Annotated in this window: 13 protein-coding genes; 4 read left to right on the top strand and 9 right to left on the bottom strand. The window is 60.9% G+C overall.

Annotation, left to right across the window (positions count from 1 at the left end; genetic code table 11):
• Nucleotides 1-257 precede the first annotated feature (257 nt).
• From B0D71_RS26650 to motA, 3 genes are all read right to left on the bottom strand, one after another.
• On the bottom strand, nt 258-1,286 hold the full coding sequence (locus B0D71_RS26650; RefSeq protein WP_103392895.1) for an IS110 family RNA-guided transposase: 1,029 nt from the start codon (nt 1,284-1,286) through the stop codon (nt 258-260).
• A gap of 144 nt (nt 1,287-1,430) precedes the next feature.
• On the bottom strand, nt 1,431-2,480 hold the full coding sequence (gene motB / locus B0D71_RS26645; RefSeq protein WP_103397372.1) for a flagellar motor protein MotB: 1,050 nt from the start codon (nt 2,478-2,480) through the stop codon (nt 1,431-1,433).
• A 3-nt stretch (nt 2,481-2,483) separates the two neighbouring features.
• Entirely contained in the window at nt 2,484-3,335 is an 852-nt protein-coding gene (motA, locus tag B0D71_RS26640; RefSeq protein ID WP_103397371.1) for a flagellar motor stator protein MotA, read from the bottom strand.
• A 167-nt stretch (nt 3,336-3,502) separates the two neighbouring features.
• On the opposite strand from motA, the gene B0D71_RS26635 reads away from it, so the two are divergent.
• The 3 genes from B0D71_RS26635 to asd are packed head-to-tail and all read left to right on the top strand — an operon-like array spanning nt 3,503 to nt 6,778.
• Nucleotides 3,503-5,041, top strand: coding sequence for an HDOD domain-containing protein (locus B0D71_RS26635; RefSeq protein WP_103397370.1), 1,539 nt, complete (start codon nt 3,503-3,505; stop codon nt 5,039-5,041).
• Nucleotides 5,042-5,083: 42 nt separating this feature from the next.
• On the top strand, nt 5,084-5,899 hold the full coding sequence (locus tag B0D71_RS26630) for a rhodanese-like domain-containing protein (protein WP_103397369.1): 816 nt from the start codon (nt 5,084-5,086) through the stop codon (nt 5,897-5,899).
• Between the two features lie 18 nt (nt 5,900-5,917).
• A complete protein-coding gene (asd, locus tag B0D71_RS26625; RefSeq protein WP_103397368.1) occupies nt 5,918-6,778 on the top strand; it encodes an archaetidylserine decarboxylase in 861 nt (286 codons plus the stop codon).
• A gap of 127 nt (nt 6,779-6,905) precedes the next feature.
• Here the strand turns inward: asd and serB are convergent, their stop codons facing one another.
• Nucleotides 6,906-8,120: a phosphoserine phosphatase SerB gene (gene serB, locus B0D71_RS26620; protein WP_057395688.1), complete on the bottom strand. Its 1,215-nt coding sequence runs from the start codon at nt 8,118-8,120 to the stop codon at nt 6,906-6,908.
• Nucleotides 8,121-8,255: 135 nt separating this feature from the next.
• On the opposite strand from serB, the gene B0D71_RS26615 reads away from it, so the two are divergent.
• A complete protein-coding gene (locus tag B0D71_RS26615; protein WP_103397367.1) occupies nt 8,256-9,773 on the top strand; it encodes an AhpA/YtjB family protein in 1,518 nt (505 codons plus the stop codon).
• 250 nt (nt 9,774-10,023) lie between these two features.
• Here the strand turns inward: B0D71_RS26615 and B0D71_RS26610 are convergent, their stop codons facing one another.
• From B0D71_RS26610 to parE, 5 genes are all read right to left on the bottom strand, one after another.
• Nucleotides 10,024-10,737, bottom strand: a complete 714-nt coding sequence (locus tag B0D71_RS26610) for a PqiC family protein (protein WP_103397366.1) — start codon at nt 10,735-10,737, stop codon at nt 10,024-10,026.
• Between the two features lie 184 nt (nt 10,738-10,921).
• Nucleotides 10,922-13,192, bottom strand: coding sequence for a DNA topoisomerase IV subunit A (gene parC / locus B0D71_RS26605; protein WP_103397365.1), 2,271 nt, complete (start codon nt 13,190-13,192; stop codon nt 10,922-10,924).
• A gap of 7 nt (nt 13,193-13,199) precedes the next feature.
• Complete coding sequence (locus B0D71_RS26600) at nt 13,200-13,724, bottom strand: retropepsin-like aspartic protease family protein (protein WP_103397364.1); 525 nt, start codon at nt 13,722-13,724, stop codon at nt 13,200-13,202.
• The gene (locus B0D71_RS26595) at nt 13,721-14,710 is read right to left on the bottom strand and encodes an esterase-like activity of phytase family protein (protein WP_103397363.1); all 990 of its coding nucleotides are present in this window, start codon (nt 14,708-14,710) and stop codon (nt 13,721-13,723) included. The genes B0D71_RS26600 and B0D71_RS26595 overlap by 4 nt, the downstream gene beginning before the upstream one ends.
• Nucleotides 14,710-16,614, bottom strand: a complete 1,905-nt coding sequence (gene parE / locus B0D71_RS26590) for a DNA topoisomerase IV subunit B (protein ID WP_103397362.1) — start codon at nt 16,612-16,614, stop codon at nt 14,710-14,712. Before parE ends, B0D71_RS26595 begins: the two co-directional genes overlap by 1 nt.
• Nucleotides 16,615-16,630 lie beyond the last annotated feature (16 nt).

Here is a 16,630-nt window from a genome sequence, read left to right as displayed (position 1 = left end):
GGCTCCTACATCTATGGTTACCCCCTTTTCTGCAATACTGTATTTGATGCGTGTTTGGCTTGCTTTCATCTATCCGGCGTCTGAGTGGGGGTGTCGCCCCGCGCCTCGATGAGAATCGATGCCCAACGACCCTAATTAGTTGAACGGCCTTACAGCCGTGTAGGAGCCCAGGGTTGTCGTCAGGCCGGTTGGCCGTTCACGTCATCAGTTATCCAGCATCGCAAAACCAGGTGGGTGGTGCTCGGGTGACAGCGGGGTCAGGCGTTCATCGCGGCTGGCCCCGCATCGAATTCAGTGTGGTGTGCGGCTATCGCCCAGGCGATTCTTGCCAGCTTGTTGGCCAGTGCGCAGACCACGAGATTGGAGTGATGGCGGGAAGCTAATAGTTGGCGGACCCAGTCCGCCAAGGCGCCTTTCTGTCGTTCCAGTTGTATCAAGTACACACGGGCGCACTGGATGAGCAGGCGCCTCTGATTTCGATCGCCGCGTTTACTGATGCCGAGCAACACGGTTTTGTCGCCCGTACCGTGCTGTTTGGGTACCAGCCCGATCGACGCCGCATAGCCTCGGCCGCATTTGAACTGTTTGCCATCGCCCAACTCGGCAGCCAAGGCGCTGGAGGTGATCGGGCCGACACACGGCATGGTCATCAAACGAGCCGCCAGATCATCTTCAGCTGCTTGGCATTCCACCTCCTTGTCCAGCGCTTTGACCTTCCCATCCAGATAGTTGAAGTGCTCATGCAACCCCATCAGAATTTTTTTGATGGAGCCGGAAAATGAACTCATCTCAAGCAATGCTGGAAGCTCTTTGATGGATTTGAAGCCGGGAGCCAGGCTGATACCCACCTCCAGCAGGGCTGCGTGAATCCGATTGACGGTGGCGGTACGGTCTTTGATGAACGACTCACGAACCGAATTGAGCATCGCCAGCGCCTGCTGAGCCTGGGTTTTGGGGTGCACGAAGCGCATTGTGGGCCGGGTCGCCGCCTCGCAGATCGCTTCGGCATCAGCGAAGTCGTTTTTGTTGCTCTTCACGTAAGGGCGTACCAGATGTGGCGCAATAAGCTTGGGCGTATGCCCCAGCTTGGCGACTTCCTGCGCCATGAAATGGGCGCCGCCACAGGCTTCCATCACGACGGTGCAGGGTTCCAGTTTCGCCAGATATTGGGTGAGTGCTGCGCGCGTAAACTTTCTGCGGTGAACCTCGTGGCCGCGATCATCTTGAGCATGAAGATGAAAGGAATGTTTTCCGAGGTCGATGGCGGCAATAGCTACGTTGTTCATGGCAATGATCTCCGATGAGCCCTCTGTGAAAGCTTAGTGGGCGATCACAGGGGGCAGCGGGGGGGTAGCCATTTCATTAGGAGACATACCCAAACCAGTGAAAGCCGCACAAAAAAGCCGACATCGCTGTCGGCTTTTTGTCGGTCACGGCTTGGGCGGTTCACCCGGTTTGGCTGGCTCACCTGGTTTCGGTGCCGGGTCGTCGAACAGGTTCAGACGTTCACGAAGCTCGTGGGCCGGCAGCGGTTCCTTGTCCGCCGGCAACGCGTTCGGGTCGATCGGTGTAGCAGCCGGTGCGGCTCCCGGAGCAGCCGAACCTTGCGGCGCATCAGGAGCAGGCTCCGCGCCTTGCGAACCTTCGATTGCACGCTGTGCTTTCTTGGTCAGTACGACGATGTCGATACGACGGTTCACCGGATTGAACGGATGCTCGCGATCGAACAGGGCCGACGAGGCATAACCGACCACGCGTGCCACCTGCGCATCCGGATAGCTGCCCGCCACCAGCGCACGACGCGCGGCGTTGGCACGGTTGGCCGAAAGTTCCCAGTTACCGAAATCACCGGTGCCGGTGTACGGCTTGGCATCGGTGTGGCCGCTGATGCTGATCTTGTTCGGCACCGCCTTGATGGTGTCGGCCATGGCCAGCAGGATGTCTTCGAAATACGGTTTCAGACGGGCCGAACCCGAGTCGAACATCGGGCGGTTTTCCGCATCCATGATCTGGATACGCAGGCCATCCGGGGTGATTTCGAACAGGATCTGGTCCTTGAATTTCTGCAGTTGCGGGTTCTCGTCAACCTTGCTCTGCAGTTCTTGCAGCAACAGTTCGAGGCGTTCCTTTTCGACCTGCTCGGCCATGCCTTCGACCTGATCGGTATCGACGGTAACCTTGTCCGGCTGCGGCTGGAACTTGACCTCGGGGTTGAGGGTGTTTTCCGGCGCCATGGTCGGCGTACCGCCCAGATCGATGATGTACGGCGTGCCGCTTTCGGAAAAGCCGATCGGGTCCTTGAAGTAACCGGCGATGGCGATCTTCTGTTCCGGCGTGGCGGTGGACAGCAGCCACAACACCAGGAAGAACGCCATCATCGCCGTGGCGAAGTCGGCGAAGGCGATTTTCCATGCGCCCCCGTGATGCCCGCCGGCGTAGCGCTTGACGCGCTTGATGATTATCGGCTGGTTATTTTCCATAACTTAACGACCGCGAACCGCTTGTTCCAGCTCAGAGAAGCTTGGACGGTGCGCCGGGTACAGCACCTTGCGCCCGAACTCCACAGCCAGCGATGGCGGCATGCCGGAAGCCGAAGCCACCAGGGAGGCCTTGATGGCTTCGTAGACGTTCAGCTCTTCCTTGGCATCGTGGGCCAGGGAATGGGCCAGCGGGCCAAAGAAGCCGTAGGCGGCGAGAATACCGAAGAAGGTACCGACCAGCGCCGCACCCACGTGCAGGCCGATGGACTTCTGGTCGCCCTCACCCAGCGAAGCCATGGTCACCACGATACCCAGTACCGCCGCGACGATACCGAAACCGGGCATGGCGTCGGCGATGCCGTTCACCGCGTGTGACGGATGCTCCAGGTCTTCCTTGAGGCTGAACAATTCCATGTCGAACAGGCCTTCCAGCTCGTGCGGGGCCATATTGCCGGAAGACATGATGCGCAGGTAATCGCAGATGAACGCGGTCATGCGCTCGTCCTTGAGGACCGTCGGGTACTTGGCGAAGATCGGGCTCGCGGCGGCATCTTCAATGTCGCCTTCGATGGCCATCATGCCTTCGCGGCGGCTCTTGTTGAGAATCTCGTAGATCAGGCCCAGCACTTCAAGGTAGAAGCCGTGGTTGAAACGCGAACTGAACATGCTCAGGGACTTCTTGAGCACGTGCATCGTCATGTAGCCGGGGTTGGCCTGCAAGAATGCGCCGAGGGCAGCACCGCCGATAATCATGACCTCGAAAGGCTGGATCAGGGCGGCAATCTTGCCGTGAGAAAGCACGTATCCGCCGAGCACGCTCGCGAATACGACGATGATGCCGATAATTTTAGCCATAGGTTAGGAGAACACTTACTGAGTCGGGTTCAAGGTCATATTCGGAAGTTAAAAAATCTCTTCTTCTACTTATCGGCAAAACTGCGCCAGACTATAGCCAGTTCAGGCGAAAAGCTAATTTGACCCAATACGGGCACAGGTAATGTTGACAATGATCGCCTCCCACCATGGTTAACGAAACGAACGCTCCAACACCAAAACCGACGACGCTCGAAGGCTGGGTCAAGCTGCTCGATGGCGTACGCCTTCCCGTTCCGTTAGCCAGCCATGACCGTGTCTGCAAGGCCATCCGCAACAATCGCAGCTCGCTGCGCGATATCGCCGACCTCATGCAAGGCAGCCCCGCCCTGGCCTTGAGCGTGATTCGCGAAGCCAACCGGCACACCCATGGCGGCATGACCGAGCCCGCGGAAAACCTCGAGATCGCGATCAATCGCCTCGGCCTCAAGCGCACAGAAGAATTGCTCGCGCGCCTGCCCGCCGAACCCCAGTCCGAAATACCCAAAGCCCTGCGTCAGCTGCAAATGATCAGCCAGCACGCCACGCAACAGGCCAATGGTTTTTTTGCCAGTCGCCTGGCGCGCCTGTGGCAGGACATCCATTGGGGCAGCCTGCTGTTTCTTTCGCCCTTGTGGCCTTTGGCGCTGACCCATCCAAAATTGCTCGAAGAGTGGGAGCTGCGGGTCATCCATAAAGGTGAGTCGGCACGTAAAGTCGAAAAGCAATTGTTTGGCGTACGCCTGCTGGACATCGGCCAGGCGCTGGTGGAGATCTGGCGCTTGCCGATCTGGGTGCAGCAGGGTTATCGCCTGTTGCTCACCGAGCAGCGTGAGCTGGTGAAAGTCCTGCGCATCGCCCGTGATAGTGAGCACCCGCTGCGCCAGCAGAACCGCCTCGATGACGATCCGACCCTGCGCCGCTGGCTCAATCAACCGGCCAATACGGTGCTGCTGGCCAACGGTCTGGCGCTGTCGGCACAACACGCCTGGGACAGTCCGCACAGTGAACGCTGGCAGTACCTGACCAGCCTTTACCTGCAAATGCCGATGGACGACGTGCAACAACAACTGCACCAGCAAGCCGCCAACAGCGCGCGCCATCACGCCATGCCCGACCTCTGGCACCCGGCCGAATCGCTGATCTGGCCGTGGGGTACGAACCGTATCCACGCCGGACTGCTGCCCGCCGCGGCACCGACCGCCGAAGATCTGGCGAAATGGCGCAAGCAATGTGCCGAGCTGCTGGTCGAGCCGAGCCGTTTCACCAACGCCATGCACTTGACCATCGCTGCCCGTGACGCCCTCGTGGCCTGCGGCATGCGTCGCGTGATGATCCTGATGGCCGACCGCACCCACGCCAACCTGCGCGTGCACCAGACGGCCGGATTGTCGAAGGAAGCGGCCGGGCTAAACTTCGTGGTCAGCCAGAGCAACGTGTTGCAACGGCTACTCGCGCAACAGGCTCAGGTGCGCCTGACGCCTGCCAACAACGCGCAATTCTCGGCCCTGCTGCCCAACAGCCTGCGCTCGCAGTTCAGCGGCGAACACTTGCTGCTGCGCTCGCTGATCAACAACGGCCGGGTGATCATGATCGTCGTGGCGGATCAGGGCGGCGGGCCGTTTTCGGAAATTTCCGTTCAGGCCTTCGGCAAAACCGCGCAATGCATCGAAAAAGCCCTGCACAGCTTTAGCCACCGAGGCCAATAAGCTGCGCTACAATCGCCCTCTTTTGTGCTCTGGAGACCTCACATGTCTGACTTCTCTGGCTTGCCGCTGGTGATCGAGCCGAGCGACTTGCTCCCTCGCCTCGACGCCCGCGAACTGATTCTGGTGGACTTGACCAGCGCCGCCCGCTACACCGAAGGGCACATTCCCGGCGCGCGTTTTGTCGATCCGAAGCGCACGCAACTCGGCCAGCCCCCCGCCCCGGGACTGATGCCCCCGCAGGCAGCACTCGAAACGCTGTTTGGCGAGCTGGGACACACCCCCGATGCGGTCTACGTGGTGTATGACGACGAAGGCGGAGGTTGGGCCGGACGCTTCATCTGGCTTCTGGATGTCATCGGCCACAGCAAATACCACTATATCGACGGCGGCCTGCCGGCCTGGCTGGCAGAAGGCTTGCCCATGTCGATCCAGATCCCGCCATCCGTGGGCGGCCCGGTTTCACTGACCTTGCATGATGAACCGACCGCCACCCGCGAATACCTGCAAAGCCGTCTCGGCGCCGCCGACCTAGCGATCTGGGATGCACGCGGACCGCTGGAGTACTCCGGCGAGAAAGTCCTGGCAGCAAAAGGCGGGCACATCCCCGGCGCGGTCAATTTCGAATGGACCGCCGGCATGGACCAGGCACGCCAGCTGCGCATCCGCACCGACATGCCGCAGATCCTCGAACAACTCGGGATCAGCAAAGACAAAGAAGTAATTACCCACTGCCAGACCCACCATCGTTCTGGCTTCACCTATCTGGTGGCCAAGTCTCTCGGTTATCCGCGGGTCAAAGGCTACGCCGGCTCCTGGGGCGAATGGGGTAACCATCCCGACACGCCCGTAGAGATCTAAGGTTTTTAAGGACAGTTAATGAACAAGCGTCTATTTATCCTCAGCCAGTACCTGCTGCCCCACAATTTGCTCTCGCGACTGGCCGGCTGCATCGCCGAATGCCGCGTGCGCTGGTTCAAGAACGCCTTTACCGCCTGGTTCGCCAAGCGTTATCAGGTGGACATGTCCCAGGCGCTGGTCGAAGACCTGACCGCCTACGAGCACTTCAACGCGTTCTTCACCCGAGCGCTGAAAGACGGTGCCCGTCCGCTGGACGAGACCCCGGGCGCGATCCTCAGCCCGGCCGACGGCGCGATCAGCCAACTCGGCCCGATCGAACACGGCCGCGTGTTCCAGGCCAAGGGGCACAGTTTCAGCGTGCTGGAGTTGTTGGGCGGCGATGCGGCAAACGCTGCGCCGTTCATGGGTGGCGACTTCGCGACCATCTACCTGTCGCCGAAGGACTACCACCGCGTGCACATGCCACTGGCCGGCACCCTGCGCGAGATGGTCTACATTCCGGGTCGTCTGTTCTCCGTCAACCAGACCACTGCTGAAAACGTTCCGGAACTGTTCGCCCGCAACGAGCGCGTGGCGTGCATTTTCGACACCGAGCGCGGGCCGATGGCCGTGGTACTGGTGGGCGCGATGATCGTGGCCTCGATTGAAACTGTCTGGGCCGGCCTGGTGACCCCGCCGAAGCGCGAGCTGAAAACCTTCCGTTACGACGAAGCCGCACGTGCGCCGATCCACCTGGAAAAAGGTGCGGAACTGGGTCGCTTCAAGCTGGGTTCGACCGCTGTCGTGCTGTTCGGGCCGGATCAGGTGAAGTGGGCTGAAGAGATGACTGCCGGTACGGCAGTGCAGATGGGTCAAGGCATGGGCTCACCAAAAGCCTGATAAAGACCGCCACTGTAGGAGCGAGCCCGCTCGCGATGAACCATAGAGCGACGCGGGCATTCAGAAAGCCCGCGTCTTCGTTGACGACCATCGCGAGCGGGCTCGCTCCTACAGTAGTTTTGCGGCGCTACAGCTGCCCGTCGCGATCGCGGAAGCCCAGCAGATACAGCACGCCATCCAGCCCCAGGGTGGAAATCGCTTGCTTGGCCGACTGTTTCACCAGCGGCTTGGCGCGGAATGCCACGCCCAACCCGGCAATCGCCAGCATCGGCAAGTCATTGGCGCCATCGCCGACGGCAATGGTCTGCTCCAGGCGCAAGCCTTCCTTGTGTGCCAGCTCCTTCAGCAAATCAGCCTTTCGCTGCGCATCGACAATCGGCTCAACCGCCACGCCGGTAACTTTGCCGTCGACCACTTCCAGTTCGTTGGCAAACACGTAGTCGATACCCAGCTTGGCCTGCAATTGCTTGGCAAAGTAGGTGAAGCCACCCGACAGAATCGCGGTCTTGTAGCCCAGGCGCTTGAGTTCGGCGAACAGGGTTTCGGCACCTTCGGTCAAGCGCAGCGACGCGCCGATGGAGTCCAGCACATTAACGTCCAGGCCTTTGAGCAAGGCCAAACGCTCTTTGAAACTGGCGCGGAAGTCCAACTCACCGGCCATGGCCCGCTCGGTGATTTCCGAGACCTTGTCACCCACGCCGGCCGCCTTGGCCAGTTCGTCGATCACTTCAGCTTCGATCAGCGTTGAATCCATGTCGAATACCGCCAGACGACGGTTGCGACGGAACAGCGAATCTTCCTGGAAGGCGATGTCGACGTTCAATTCCTGGGCGACGCTGAGGAATTCGGCCCGCAGTGCCTGCGGATCAGCCGCCTCGCCACGCACGGAGAACTCGATGCAACCCTTGCCCTTGTCGGCCGGCGTATCCAGCGGCATGCGCCCGGACAGACGATCGATGTGGTCGATGTTGAGGCCATATTTGGCGGTGATCGAACTCACGGCCTGCAACTGCCCGGCTGTCACCTTGCGGGTCAACAGGGTCACGATGTGGCGTTTTTTGCCCTGGTTGCCGACCCACTGCTGGTAATCCTGTTCGGACACCGGCGTGAAACGCACCTGTTGATCGAGCTCATAGCCCTTGAACAGGATGTCCTTGAGCACGGACTTGCCTTGCTCGGTGTCGGGAATTTCAACCAGGATGCCGAACGACAAGGTGTCGTGGATCACCGCCTGACCGATGTCGAGAATGTTCACACCACCCTGGGCCAGAACGCCGGTAATGGCCGCAGTCAGACCCGGACGGTCGACTCCCGTGATGTTTATCAGGACGATTTCGCGCAAGGCGCACCCCCGCAGGTGGAAAAAAACCGCATTCTACCCACTTTCAGTGACCATCGGGCACCGTGAGCGCTTTGACGGTCTAGGGCCTGTCGCTATACTGCGCGTCAACTTCACGGACAAAAGAGCCGAGCTCAAGTGAACCGGCCCACGCCAGTAAAAACCGATAACTTCTTCCTGCTGATCTTCCGGGCACTGCGCCACCGCCGTGTACCGATTGCATTGCGCATTGCCAGCCATAACGTGATCCTGGTCGCCCTGGCCCTGGTCATCTATGCCGGTGTAATGGGCTTGCAGTTCAAGCAGGCCATGCACGAGCAGGCGGATGCGCTGGGCGAAAGCCTGACCACGCAGACGGCCACCTCGGCCACCGAGCTGTTGGTGTCCAACGACATCCTCAGCCTCAATGTGCTGCTCAATAACCTGACCAAGAACAAGCTGGTGGCCCACGCCGCCATCTACAGCCCGGACAACCGCATCCTCGCCGAATCCGGCCAGCGCCCCAAACATGGCCTGTTGGGTGAAGCCGAGGGTATGTACCAGAGCAAGATCACCTTCCAGGACGTGACGGCCGGGCAATTGCGCATCAGCCTGGACATGGACCAGTTCCAACAGCCGATGACCATCAGCCTGCAAAGCATGGGCATCCTGAGCGCCATCCTGCTGGCCCTGTCCCTGGCTTTGAGCCTGCGCATGGGGCGCTATCTCTCGACGCCGCTGCTGCAATTGCGGGTGTGGCTGCGCAATATCGATGAATACACCCCGGCTACCGACCGCCAGGACGAAATCGGCGACCTGGCGCGTCAACTGCACGCCAACTTCGCCCCGGAACCGGCTCCGGTGCCTGAACCGGAACCGGAATTCGACGACGTCGATGACGAGGCCGATCCGGCCTTCGAAGTCCGCAACCTGCGCGACCCGAGCTTCGACGAGAGCCGCCCGGTAGCAGCGCTCAAGCCAGCGCCTCGACAGATCGTCAGCACCGTCGAAGACGACGATGACGAAGACCCGTTCGCCGACCTGCGCGACGAGTCCCTGGTCAGCAACCCGCAACCGGTCGTTCGCCAGGCCACGCCGAGCGTGCCGCAACACAGTGCAGTGCTGGCGGTGCAACTGGGTTCCCAGGAGCAACTGCGACGCCTGCCACGGGCACGCTTGGAAGAACTGCTCGAACGCTATGGCGACTGCCTCGACCAGGCCGCGTCGCTGTATCAAGGCGAAGTGGAGACCTTGAACGATGGCAGCACGTTGATGCTGTTCCACACCGAAGACTGCGGCGACGATTACCTGACCAACGCCATTTGCTGTGGCGAATTGCTGCGGGCCCTGGGGCACCAGTTGCAGATCGAAGTCGCGGACAGCGGCATCACCCTGCAATTGCAGCTGGGCTTGACTCTGGGCGACGAACTGTTCGGCCTGAGCCAGATCGACCTGCTGCTGACCGACTCCGCCCAGGACGCCCTGGCCTTGTCGCAACACAGCCGCAACCTGCTGCTGGTAGAGCGCAAGATCAGTGACGACGCGTTGATTCGCCAACGCGCGCGTATCCGCCCTATCGCCAGCCCTGAGGGCGCTTGCTGCGTGGAGCGGTTGATGGAGCCGTATCCGTCGATGCTGGAACGGCAACTGGCGCGGATGCATGAGCGTCGCGCTTAAGCCTTGACCCCGATGTGAAGAAGCCCGCAGATGAGTGATCGCCTGCGGGCTTTTTTGTTGCCTGCACGGACGCCTTCGCTGGCAAGCCAGCTCCTACAGTGGATCGGTGTGGACCCGCGATTTTGTGAACAACGCAAAACCTGTAGGAGCTGGCTGGCAGCGAAGAGGCCAGAACAGGCCCTGAATATCTCCCAGCCGCAGAAACAACAAAGCCCACACAAGGCGGGCTTTGTTTGAAATCCATCCAGGCTTAGAAGCGGAACACTTCCATATCCGTACGAATAGGCGCGGCCATCGGGATCTTCGGCTGTTTTTCCTGTTCTACCGCAGGTGCTGCCGCCTTGGCTGCCGGCTTGCGCGGGACTTCGGCGATCGGCGGCTGATTGGCCAGCGGCTTCAGCGCAACCGACAGTTGCTCGGCCAGACGTTGCAGCAACACACCCTGAGCCTGGACCTGAGCCGCCGTAGTACCGGCATGCTGTTCCTGCAGATGGATGATGCGGTTGTCGCGGACCTGCCCGCGACGGTCTATCAAGCGCCATTGCGCATCGAGGATCGCCGGTTGTTTTTCCCCCGAATCCAGGCGCGTGATAGTCAGCAGCACCTGAACGTCCGGGGTGAAACCCACTGTCGCCGGGGCCAACACTACGCGCTGGCTGTCCAGGCGACCTGCGACCTGACGCAGCAGCAGTTGATCGATATCCGACGAAAGGCTACCGGCCCAACGACCGTCGGTCGAGGCTTGCAAGCTGCCGTCCGGCTGACGCTGCAACAGGGTTTCGCGTTGCAGGTAGTCGGCCACGGTGACCGGCCCCAACAATACCGCCATGCCCGCATTCTGTGCAGGTTGAACCGGACTTCCAGCGTCAAGCTGATACAGCGACACCGGCTGGTGAACGCTGCAACCCGCCAGGCCAAGAACGCCAGCGAGCATAAGAATAAAAGGAAGGCGCAGAGCAGTCATCGTCCCATCCAGGTGATCGTTAAAAGGCTGATCACAGTGAAAATACTCAATAAATATGAAGAACGCGCGGCAATGCCGGCGCTTGAAAGGCCATATCATCCGTGAATATGCGTTCCGACTCCAGCGCAAAGCGCCGAACTACGGGTTAAATCGTAGATCGGCACCTCTAACTCACGCTCTTCGGTCAATTGATCGAGTTTTCGACGAGCAGCGCATCGACCCTCTGGAAGCCACGCGGCAATTTGTTGCCCCGACGGCCACGTTCACCCTTGTAGTGTTCGAGGTCGTCCGCTTTCAGTGACAAGGTACGTTTCCCGGCCTGCAACACCAGTGTTGCACCGTCCGGCAATACGGCGATGTCCGTCACATACTCTTCGCGACTGGCCACTCGCTCACCGGGAATCCCGATGATCTTGTTGCCTTTGCCCTTACCTAATTGTGGCAGGTCGCTGATCTTGAATATCAGCAGGCGACCTTCGGTCGTCACCGACGCCAGCCAGTTCTGCTCACGATCGGCCACAGGGCGCGGCAGCATGACCTTGGCGTTGTTCGGCAGGCTCAACAGAGCCTTGCCCGCCTTGTTCTTGGCCTGCAGGTCTTCACCCTTGACCACGAAACCGTAGCCGGCGTCGGAGGCGATCACGTACAGCGCATCGTCTTCGGGCATCAGCACGCATTCGAAACTCGCCCCCGGTGGCGGCGTCAGGCGACCGGTCAACGGTTCGCCCTGGCCACGGGCCGACGGCAAGGTGTGGGCGGCCACCGAATAACTACGGCCAGTGGAGTCGATAAACACGGCAAACTGGTTGGAGCGCCCGGCTGCCAGCGCCTTGAAACCGTCCCCGGCCTTGTAGGAGAGACCGGTGGCATCGATCTCGTGGCCTTTGGCGGAGCGAATCCAGCCTTTTTCCGACAGCACGACCGTCACTTTTTCGTTCGGCAGCAGATCGTGCTCGGTCAGGGCCTTGGCCTCGGCGCGCTCGACGATTGGCGAACGACGGTCATCACCGTAGGTTTCCGCGTCCTTGATCAGCTCGCTGCGCACCAGCTTTTTCAATTTGGCTTCGCTGCTCAGCAAGGCTTGCAGCTTGGCTTGCTCTTTGAGCAGCTCATCCTGCTCAGCTCGCAGTTTCATCTCTTCCAGTCGCGCCAACTGACGCAGACGGGTGTCGAGGATGTAGTCGGCCTGGATTTCGCTGAGGGCGAAGCGCTCGATCAGCGCGGCTTTCGGGTATTCCTCGGTACGGATGATGTGAATCACTTCATCCAGGTTGAGGTAGGCGATCAACAAACCGTCCAACAGGTGCAGGCGACGCTCGACCTTGTCGAGGCGGAATTGCAGGCGACGACGCACGGTCTGCACCCGGAACTCCAGCCATTCGACCAGCAGCGCCCGCAGGTTTTTCAGCTGCGGCTTGCCGTCCAGGCCGATGATGTTGATGTTGACCCGGTAGCTCGATTCCAGCTCGGTGCTGGCGAACAGGTGCTGCATCAGCGCATCGTGGTCGAAATTTTTCCGGGCACCCGGAATGATCACGATCCGGCACGGGTTTTCGTGGTCGGATTCGTCACGCAGGTCGGCAATTTGCGGCGCCTTGGACGGCTTGGCCTGCATCATCGCGGCGATCTGTTCCAGCACCTTGGCGCCCGAAACCTGGTGCGGCAGCGCGGTGACGATGATGTCGCCGTCTTCGATGTGATACACGGCGCGCATGCGCACCGAACCGCGGCCGGTTTCGTAGATTTTCAGCAGGTCGGCGCGCGGCGTGATGATTTCCGCTTCGGTCGGGTAGTCCGGGCCCTGGATGTGTTCACAGAGCTGTTCGACCGTGGCCTTGGGCTCGTCGAGCAAGCGCACGCAGGCGGTGGCGACTTCGCGCAGGTTGTGCGGCGGAACGTCGGTGGCCATGCCCACGGCGATACCGGTGGTGCCGTTGAGCAGAATGTTCGGCAGACGGGCTGGCAAGACCAGCGGCTCGTCCAGTGTGCCGTCGAAGTTCGGCCCCCAGTCCGCCGTGCCCTGGCCCAGCTCGCTGAGCAGCACTTCGGAATAACGCGACAAGCGCGCTTCGGTGTAACGCATGGCGGCGAAGGACTTGGGATCATCCGGCGCACCCCAGTTACCCTGGCCGTCGACCAGCGTGTAGCGATAGCTGAACGGCTGGGCCATCAGCACCATGGCTTCGTAGCAGGCCGAGTCGCCGTGGGGGTGGAATTTACCGAGCACGTCACCGACGGTACGCGCCGATTTCTTGTGCTTGGAATCGGCGTCCAGCCCCAGCTCGCTCATGGCGTAGACGATACGCCGCTGTACCGGCTTCAGACCGTCGCCGATATGCGGCAAGGCACGGTCCATGATCACGTACATGGAGTAGTTGAGGTAGGCATTTTCGGTGAAGTCAACCAGTGACCGGCGTTCTACACCGTCCAGGCTGAGATCAAGGGAGTCGCTCATGCGGGCCTCATCGGTTCGTTGTCTGGCGCAGCAGCATGGTGCCACCGCGCTGGGTAAATTCAAGTTTGTTCAGTGCGCTCATGCCGAGCAACACCTGATCGCCATGCAGCCCCGGGGCCACCAGTGCACGTACGTCGTGCAACACGATGTCGCCCAGTTGCAGGCGTTCGATACGGGTGCGATAGCCCTGGCTCAGGCCATTGGCCGTGCTCAGGGTTACGCCGAAACCTTCTTCGAGCTTCAAGCGCTTGGCCACGTCCGCCGGGATCGACACATCGGTTGCCCCGGTGTCGAGCATGAAGTCCACCGGCTGGCCGTTGATCTGGCCGCTGGCGACGAAATGCCCCTGCACGTTGCTGACCAGCTTCACTTCAATGAAACCTGCGCCTTGCTCCGAACTGACCACCACATTCGGGTTTTGCTGTCGTGCTTCCCACTGGCCGAAAAACCGCGTGGCCAGGAACAACGCGGCACACCAGGCCAGCACCATGAGCACCCGCCCGATGCGCTGACCCGGGGTTTGTTTGCTCACGACTTGGCACTCCAGCCACCTTTCGGCGCGGCAAAACGCCAGACCACCGGACGCAGCTCGCCATCCGCGCGCGCGCCGAAATTATTGTCGACACCGATCCAGGCGCCATCGGCATCTACGATCAATGCTTCTTCCAGCCCGTAATTCTGTGGATAACGACGGTTTTCCTGCAACAACTCGGCGGCGTACGACCAGCAGCGCTCGACCTTGGCCGTCTGTGGATCCCGGCGACAGATCTGGTAGGCGTTACGTTCAAGGGTGAAGAGCTTGCCGTTGAACAGGGACAAATCGGAAAAATCCCGCGAAACGGCTCTTGCATGAGGGAACTGCTCTGGCTGCATCTCCATGCCCGCCTCGCTCAGCAGCACGCAGCCACCGTCGCAATCCCACAACGTCTGCTTGCGCTTGATCATCAGCAGTCCGCGGCCCTGACGCTCGGCGGCGAACCACATCTGATCGCCCGCCGGATTGACCGCCACCCCTTCGAACAACGCATTGAATTGCAATAGCAGGCCTCTGGCCCGTGCCTCGCGAACCAGCATCGGCGAAATTTTCAACCAGGCAGCGGGCCCCGTTGGTGGCACCTGCAAGACAGCAGCATGGCCTTCGCTGACGATGTAGCGATTGCCGGCGCTGTCGCAGGTGATGCCTTCGAAGTCCAGATCGCCGCCACGCACGAACGAAGCCCCCCAGACGCTAGATTTCAGCCCCCAGGGCAAACCGCTGTCGGGCACCGGAGGCACATCAATGTGCACCGTTTCGGCCTGCCAGGCTGGTTCGCGGGTATCGAGGCGATAGATCTGATCATCGTCGCGGTCGGAAACCGCCCACAGATCTTTGCCACACAGCGCCAGCCCGGACAGGTTGCCACCGCGCATGCCGTTGACGACATGCCCGGACAACAGGCGCAACTCTGGCGCCGGCTCGGCGCAAACCGTCATCGACGTCAGCAGCAACCCACAAGCCAGGGCAAAGCCCAGACGCATCAGCCCAACACCTCGGCCAGGTTGCCCTTGGACTCCAGCCAGGTCTTGCGGTCACCGGCGCGTTTCTTCGCCAGCAGCATGTCCATCATTTCCGAGGTAGCCTCGAAATCATCCAGCGTCAGTTGCACCAGGCGCCGGGTGTTCGGGTCCATGGTGGTCTCGCGCAGCTGCGGCGGGTTCATTTCGCCCAGACCCTTGAATCGCGTGACCTGCGGCTTGCCACGCTTCTTCTCGGCCACCAGGCGATCGAGGATGCCATCGCGCTCGGCTTCATCGAGGGCGTAGTAGATTTCCTTGCCCAGGTCGATGCGATACAGCGGCGGCATGGCCACGTAGACGTGACCGGCATCCACCAGCGCGCGGAAATGCTGGACGAACAACGCGCACAACAACGTAGCGATGTGCAGACCGTCGGAGTCGGCGTCGGCGAGGATGCAGATCTTGCCGTAGCGCAGCTGGCTCATGTCCGCCGCGCCCGGATCGACACCGATGGCCACGGCAATGTTGTGCACTTCCTGGCTGGCCAGCACTTCGCTGCCGTCGACTTCCCAGGTATTGAGGATCTTGCCGCGCAACGGCAGGATCGCCTGGAACTCTTTGTCCCGCGCTTGTTTGGCAGAACCGCCGGCGGAATCACCTTCCACCAGGAACAGTTCGGAGCGCATCGGATCCTGCCCGGCGCAATCCGCCAGTTTGCCCGGCAGTGCCGGGCCTTGGGTGACGCGCTTACGCTCGACCTTCTTGCTGGCCTTGAGGCGACGGCCGGCGTTGTTGATCGCCAGTTCCGCCAGCAACATGCCGGTTTCCGGGTTGGCGTTGAGCCACAGGCTGAATGCATCCTTGACCACACCGGAGACGAACGCCGCCGCTTCACGGGACGACAGACGCTCTTTGGTCTGGCCGGAGAATTGCGGCTCCTGCATCTTCATCGACAACACGAAGGCAATGCGTTCCCAGACGTCTTCCGGCGCCAGCTTCACGCCGCGTGGCAACAGGCTGCGGAATTCGCAGAATTCGCGCATGGCGTCGAGCAGGCCCTGACGCAAACCGTTGACGTGAGTACCGCCCTGGGCAGTCGGGATCAGGTTGACGTAGCTTTCCTGCACCGCGTCGCCACCTTCCGGCAGCCACAGCAGCGCCCAGTCGACCGCTTCCTTATTACCGGCGAAGGCGCCGCAGAACGGCTCGTCCGGCAGGCGCTCGAATTCGCTGACCGCATCCACCAGGTAGGAACGCAGGCCGTCTTCGTAATGCCATTCGACTTTCTCGCCGGTGGCCTTGTCTTCAAAGCTGACCAACAACCCAGGGCACAATACGGCCTTGGCCTTGAGCACGTGCTTGAGGCGGCTGATGGAGAATTTCGGGGAGTCGAAGTATTTCGGATCCGGCGCGAAGAATACGCTGGTGCCGGTGTTGCGCTTGCCGACAGTACCGACGATTTCCAGCTCGGTGGCCTTGTAGCCATCCTTGAAGGTCATCTGGTATTCGTTGCCATCACGCTTGACCCGCACCCGCACTTCGGTGGACAAGGCGTTGACCACCGAAATACCCACCCCGTGCAGACCGCCGGAGAACTGGTAGTTCTTGTTGGAAAACTTGCCGCCCGCATGAAGCTTGGTGAGGATCAACTCGACGCCCGACACGCCTTCTTCAGGGTGAATGTCCACCGGCATGCCACGGCCGTCATCGCTGACTTCCAGGGAATGGTCGGCATGCAGGATGACCTGCACCGACTTGGCATGCCCGGCCAAGGCTTCGTCGACGCTGTTGTCGATGACTTCCTGGGCAAGGTGGTTCGGCCGACTGGTGTCGGTGTACATGCCGGGGCGTTTGCGCACCGGGTCGAGGCCCGAGAGGACTTCGATGGCGTCTGCGTTATAAGAGCTAGCGCTGGGAGTGGCCATGGGTTCTCGTCGTCAA

It is taken from the genome of Pseudomonas laurylsulfativorans (assembly GCF_002906155.1).
GTDB classification, from domain to species: Bacteria; Pseudomonadota; Gammaproteobacteria; order Pseudomonadales; family Pseudomonadaceae; genus Aquipseudomonas; species Aquipseudomonas laurylsulfativorans.
This window is presented reverse-complemented; position numbering and strand designations above follow the sequence as displayed.

Coding starts and splice junctions, on each gene's coding strand:
- B0D71_RS26650 (WP_103392895.1), bottom strand. CDS start 1,286: ATGAACAACGTAGCTATTGCCGCCATCGACCTCGGAAAACATTCCTTT.
- motB (WP_103397372.1), bottom strand. CDS start 2,480: ATGGAAAATAACCAGCCGATAATCATCAAGCGCGTCAAGCGCTACGCC.
- motA (WP_103397371.1), bottom strand. CDS start 3,335: ATGGCTAAAATTATCGGCATCATCGTCGTATTCGCGAGCGTGCTCGGC.
- B0D71_RS26635 (WP_103397370.1), top strand. CDS start 3,503: ATGGTTAACGAAACGAACGCTCCAACACCAAAACCGACGACGCTCGAA.
- B0D71_RS26630 (WP_103397369.1), top strand. CDS start 5,084: ATGTCTGACTTCTCTGGCTTGCCGCTGGTGATCGAGCCGAGCGACTTG.
- asd (WP_103397368.1), top strand. CDS start 5,918: ATGAACAAGCGTCTATTTATCCTCAGCCAGTACCTGCTGCCCCACAAT.
- B0D71_RS26610 (WP_103397366.1), bottom strand. CDS start 10,737: ATGACTGCTCTGCGCCTTCCTTTTATTCTTATGCTCGCTGGCGTTCTT.
- parC (WP_103397365.1), bottom strand. CDS start 13,192: ATGAGCGACTCCCTTGATCTCAGCCTGGACGGTGTAGAACGCCGGTCA.
- B0D71_RS26595 (WP_103397363.1), bottom strand. CDS start 14,710: ATGCGTCTGGGCTTTGCCCTGGCTTGTGGGTTGCTGCTGACGTCGATG.
- parE (WP_103397362.1), bottom strand. CDS start 16,614: ATGGCCACTCCCAGCGCTAGCTCTTATAACGCAGACGCCATCGAAGTC.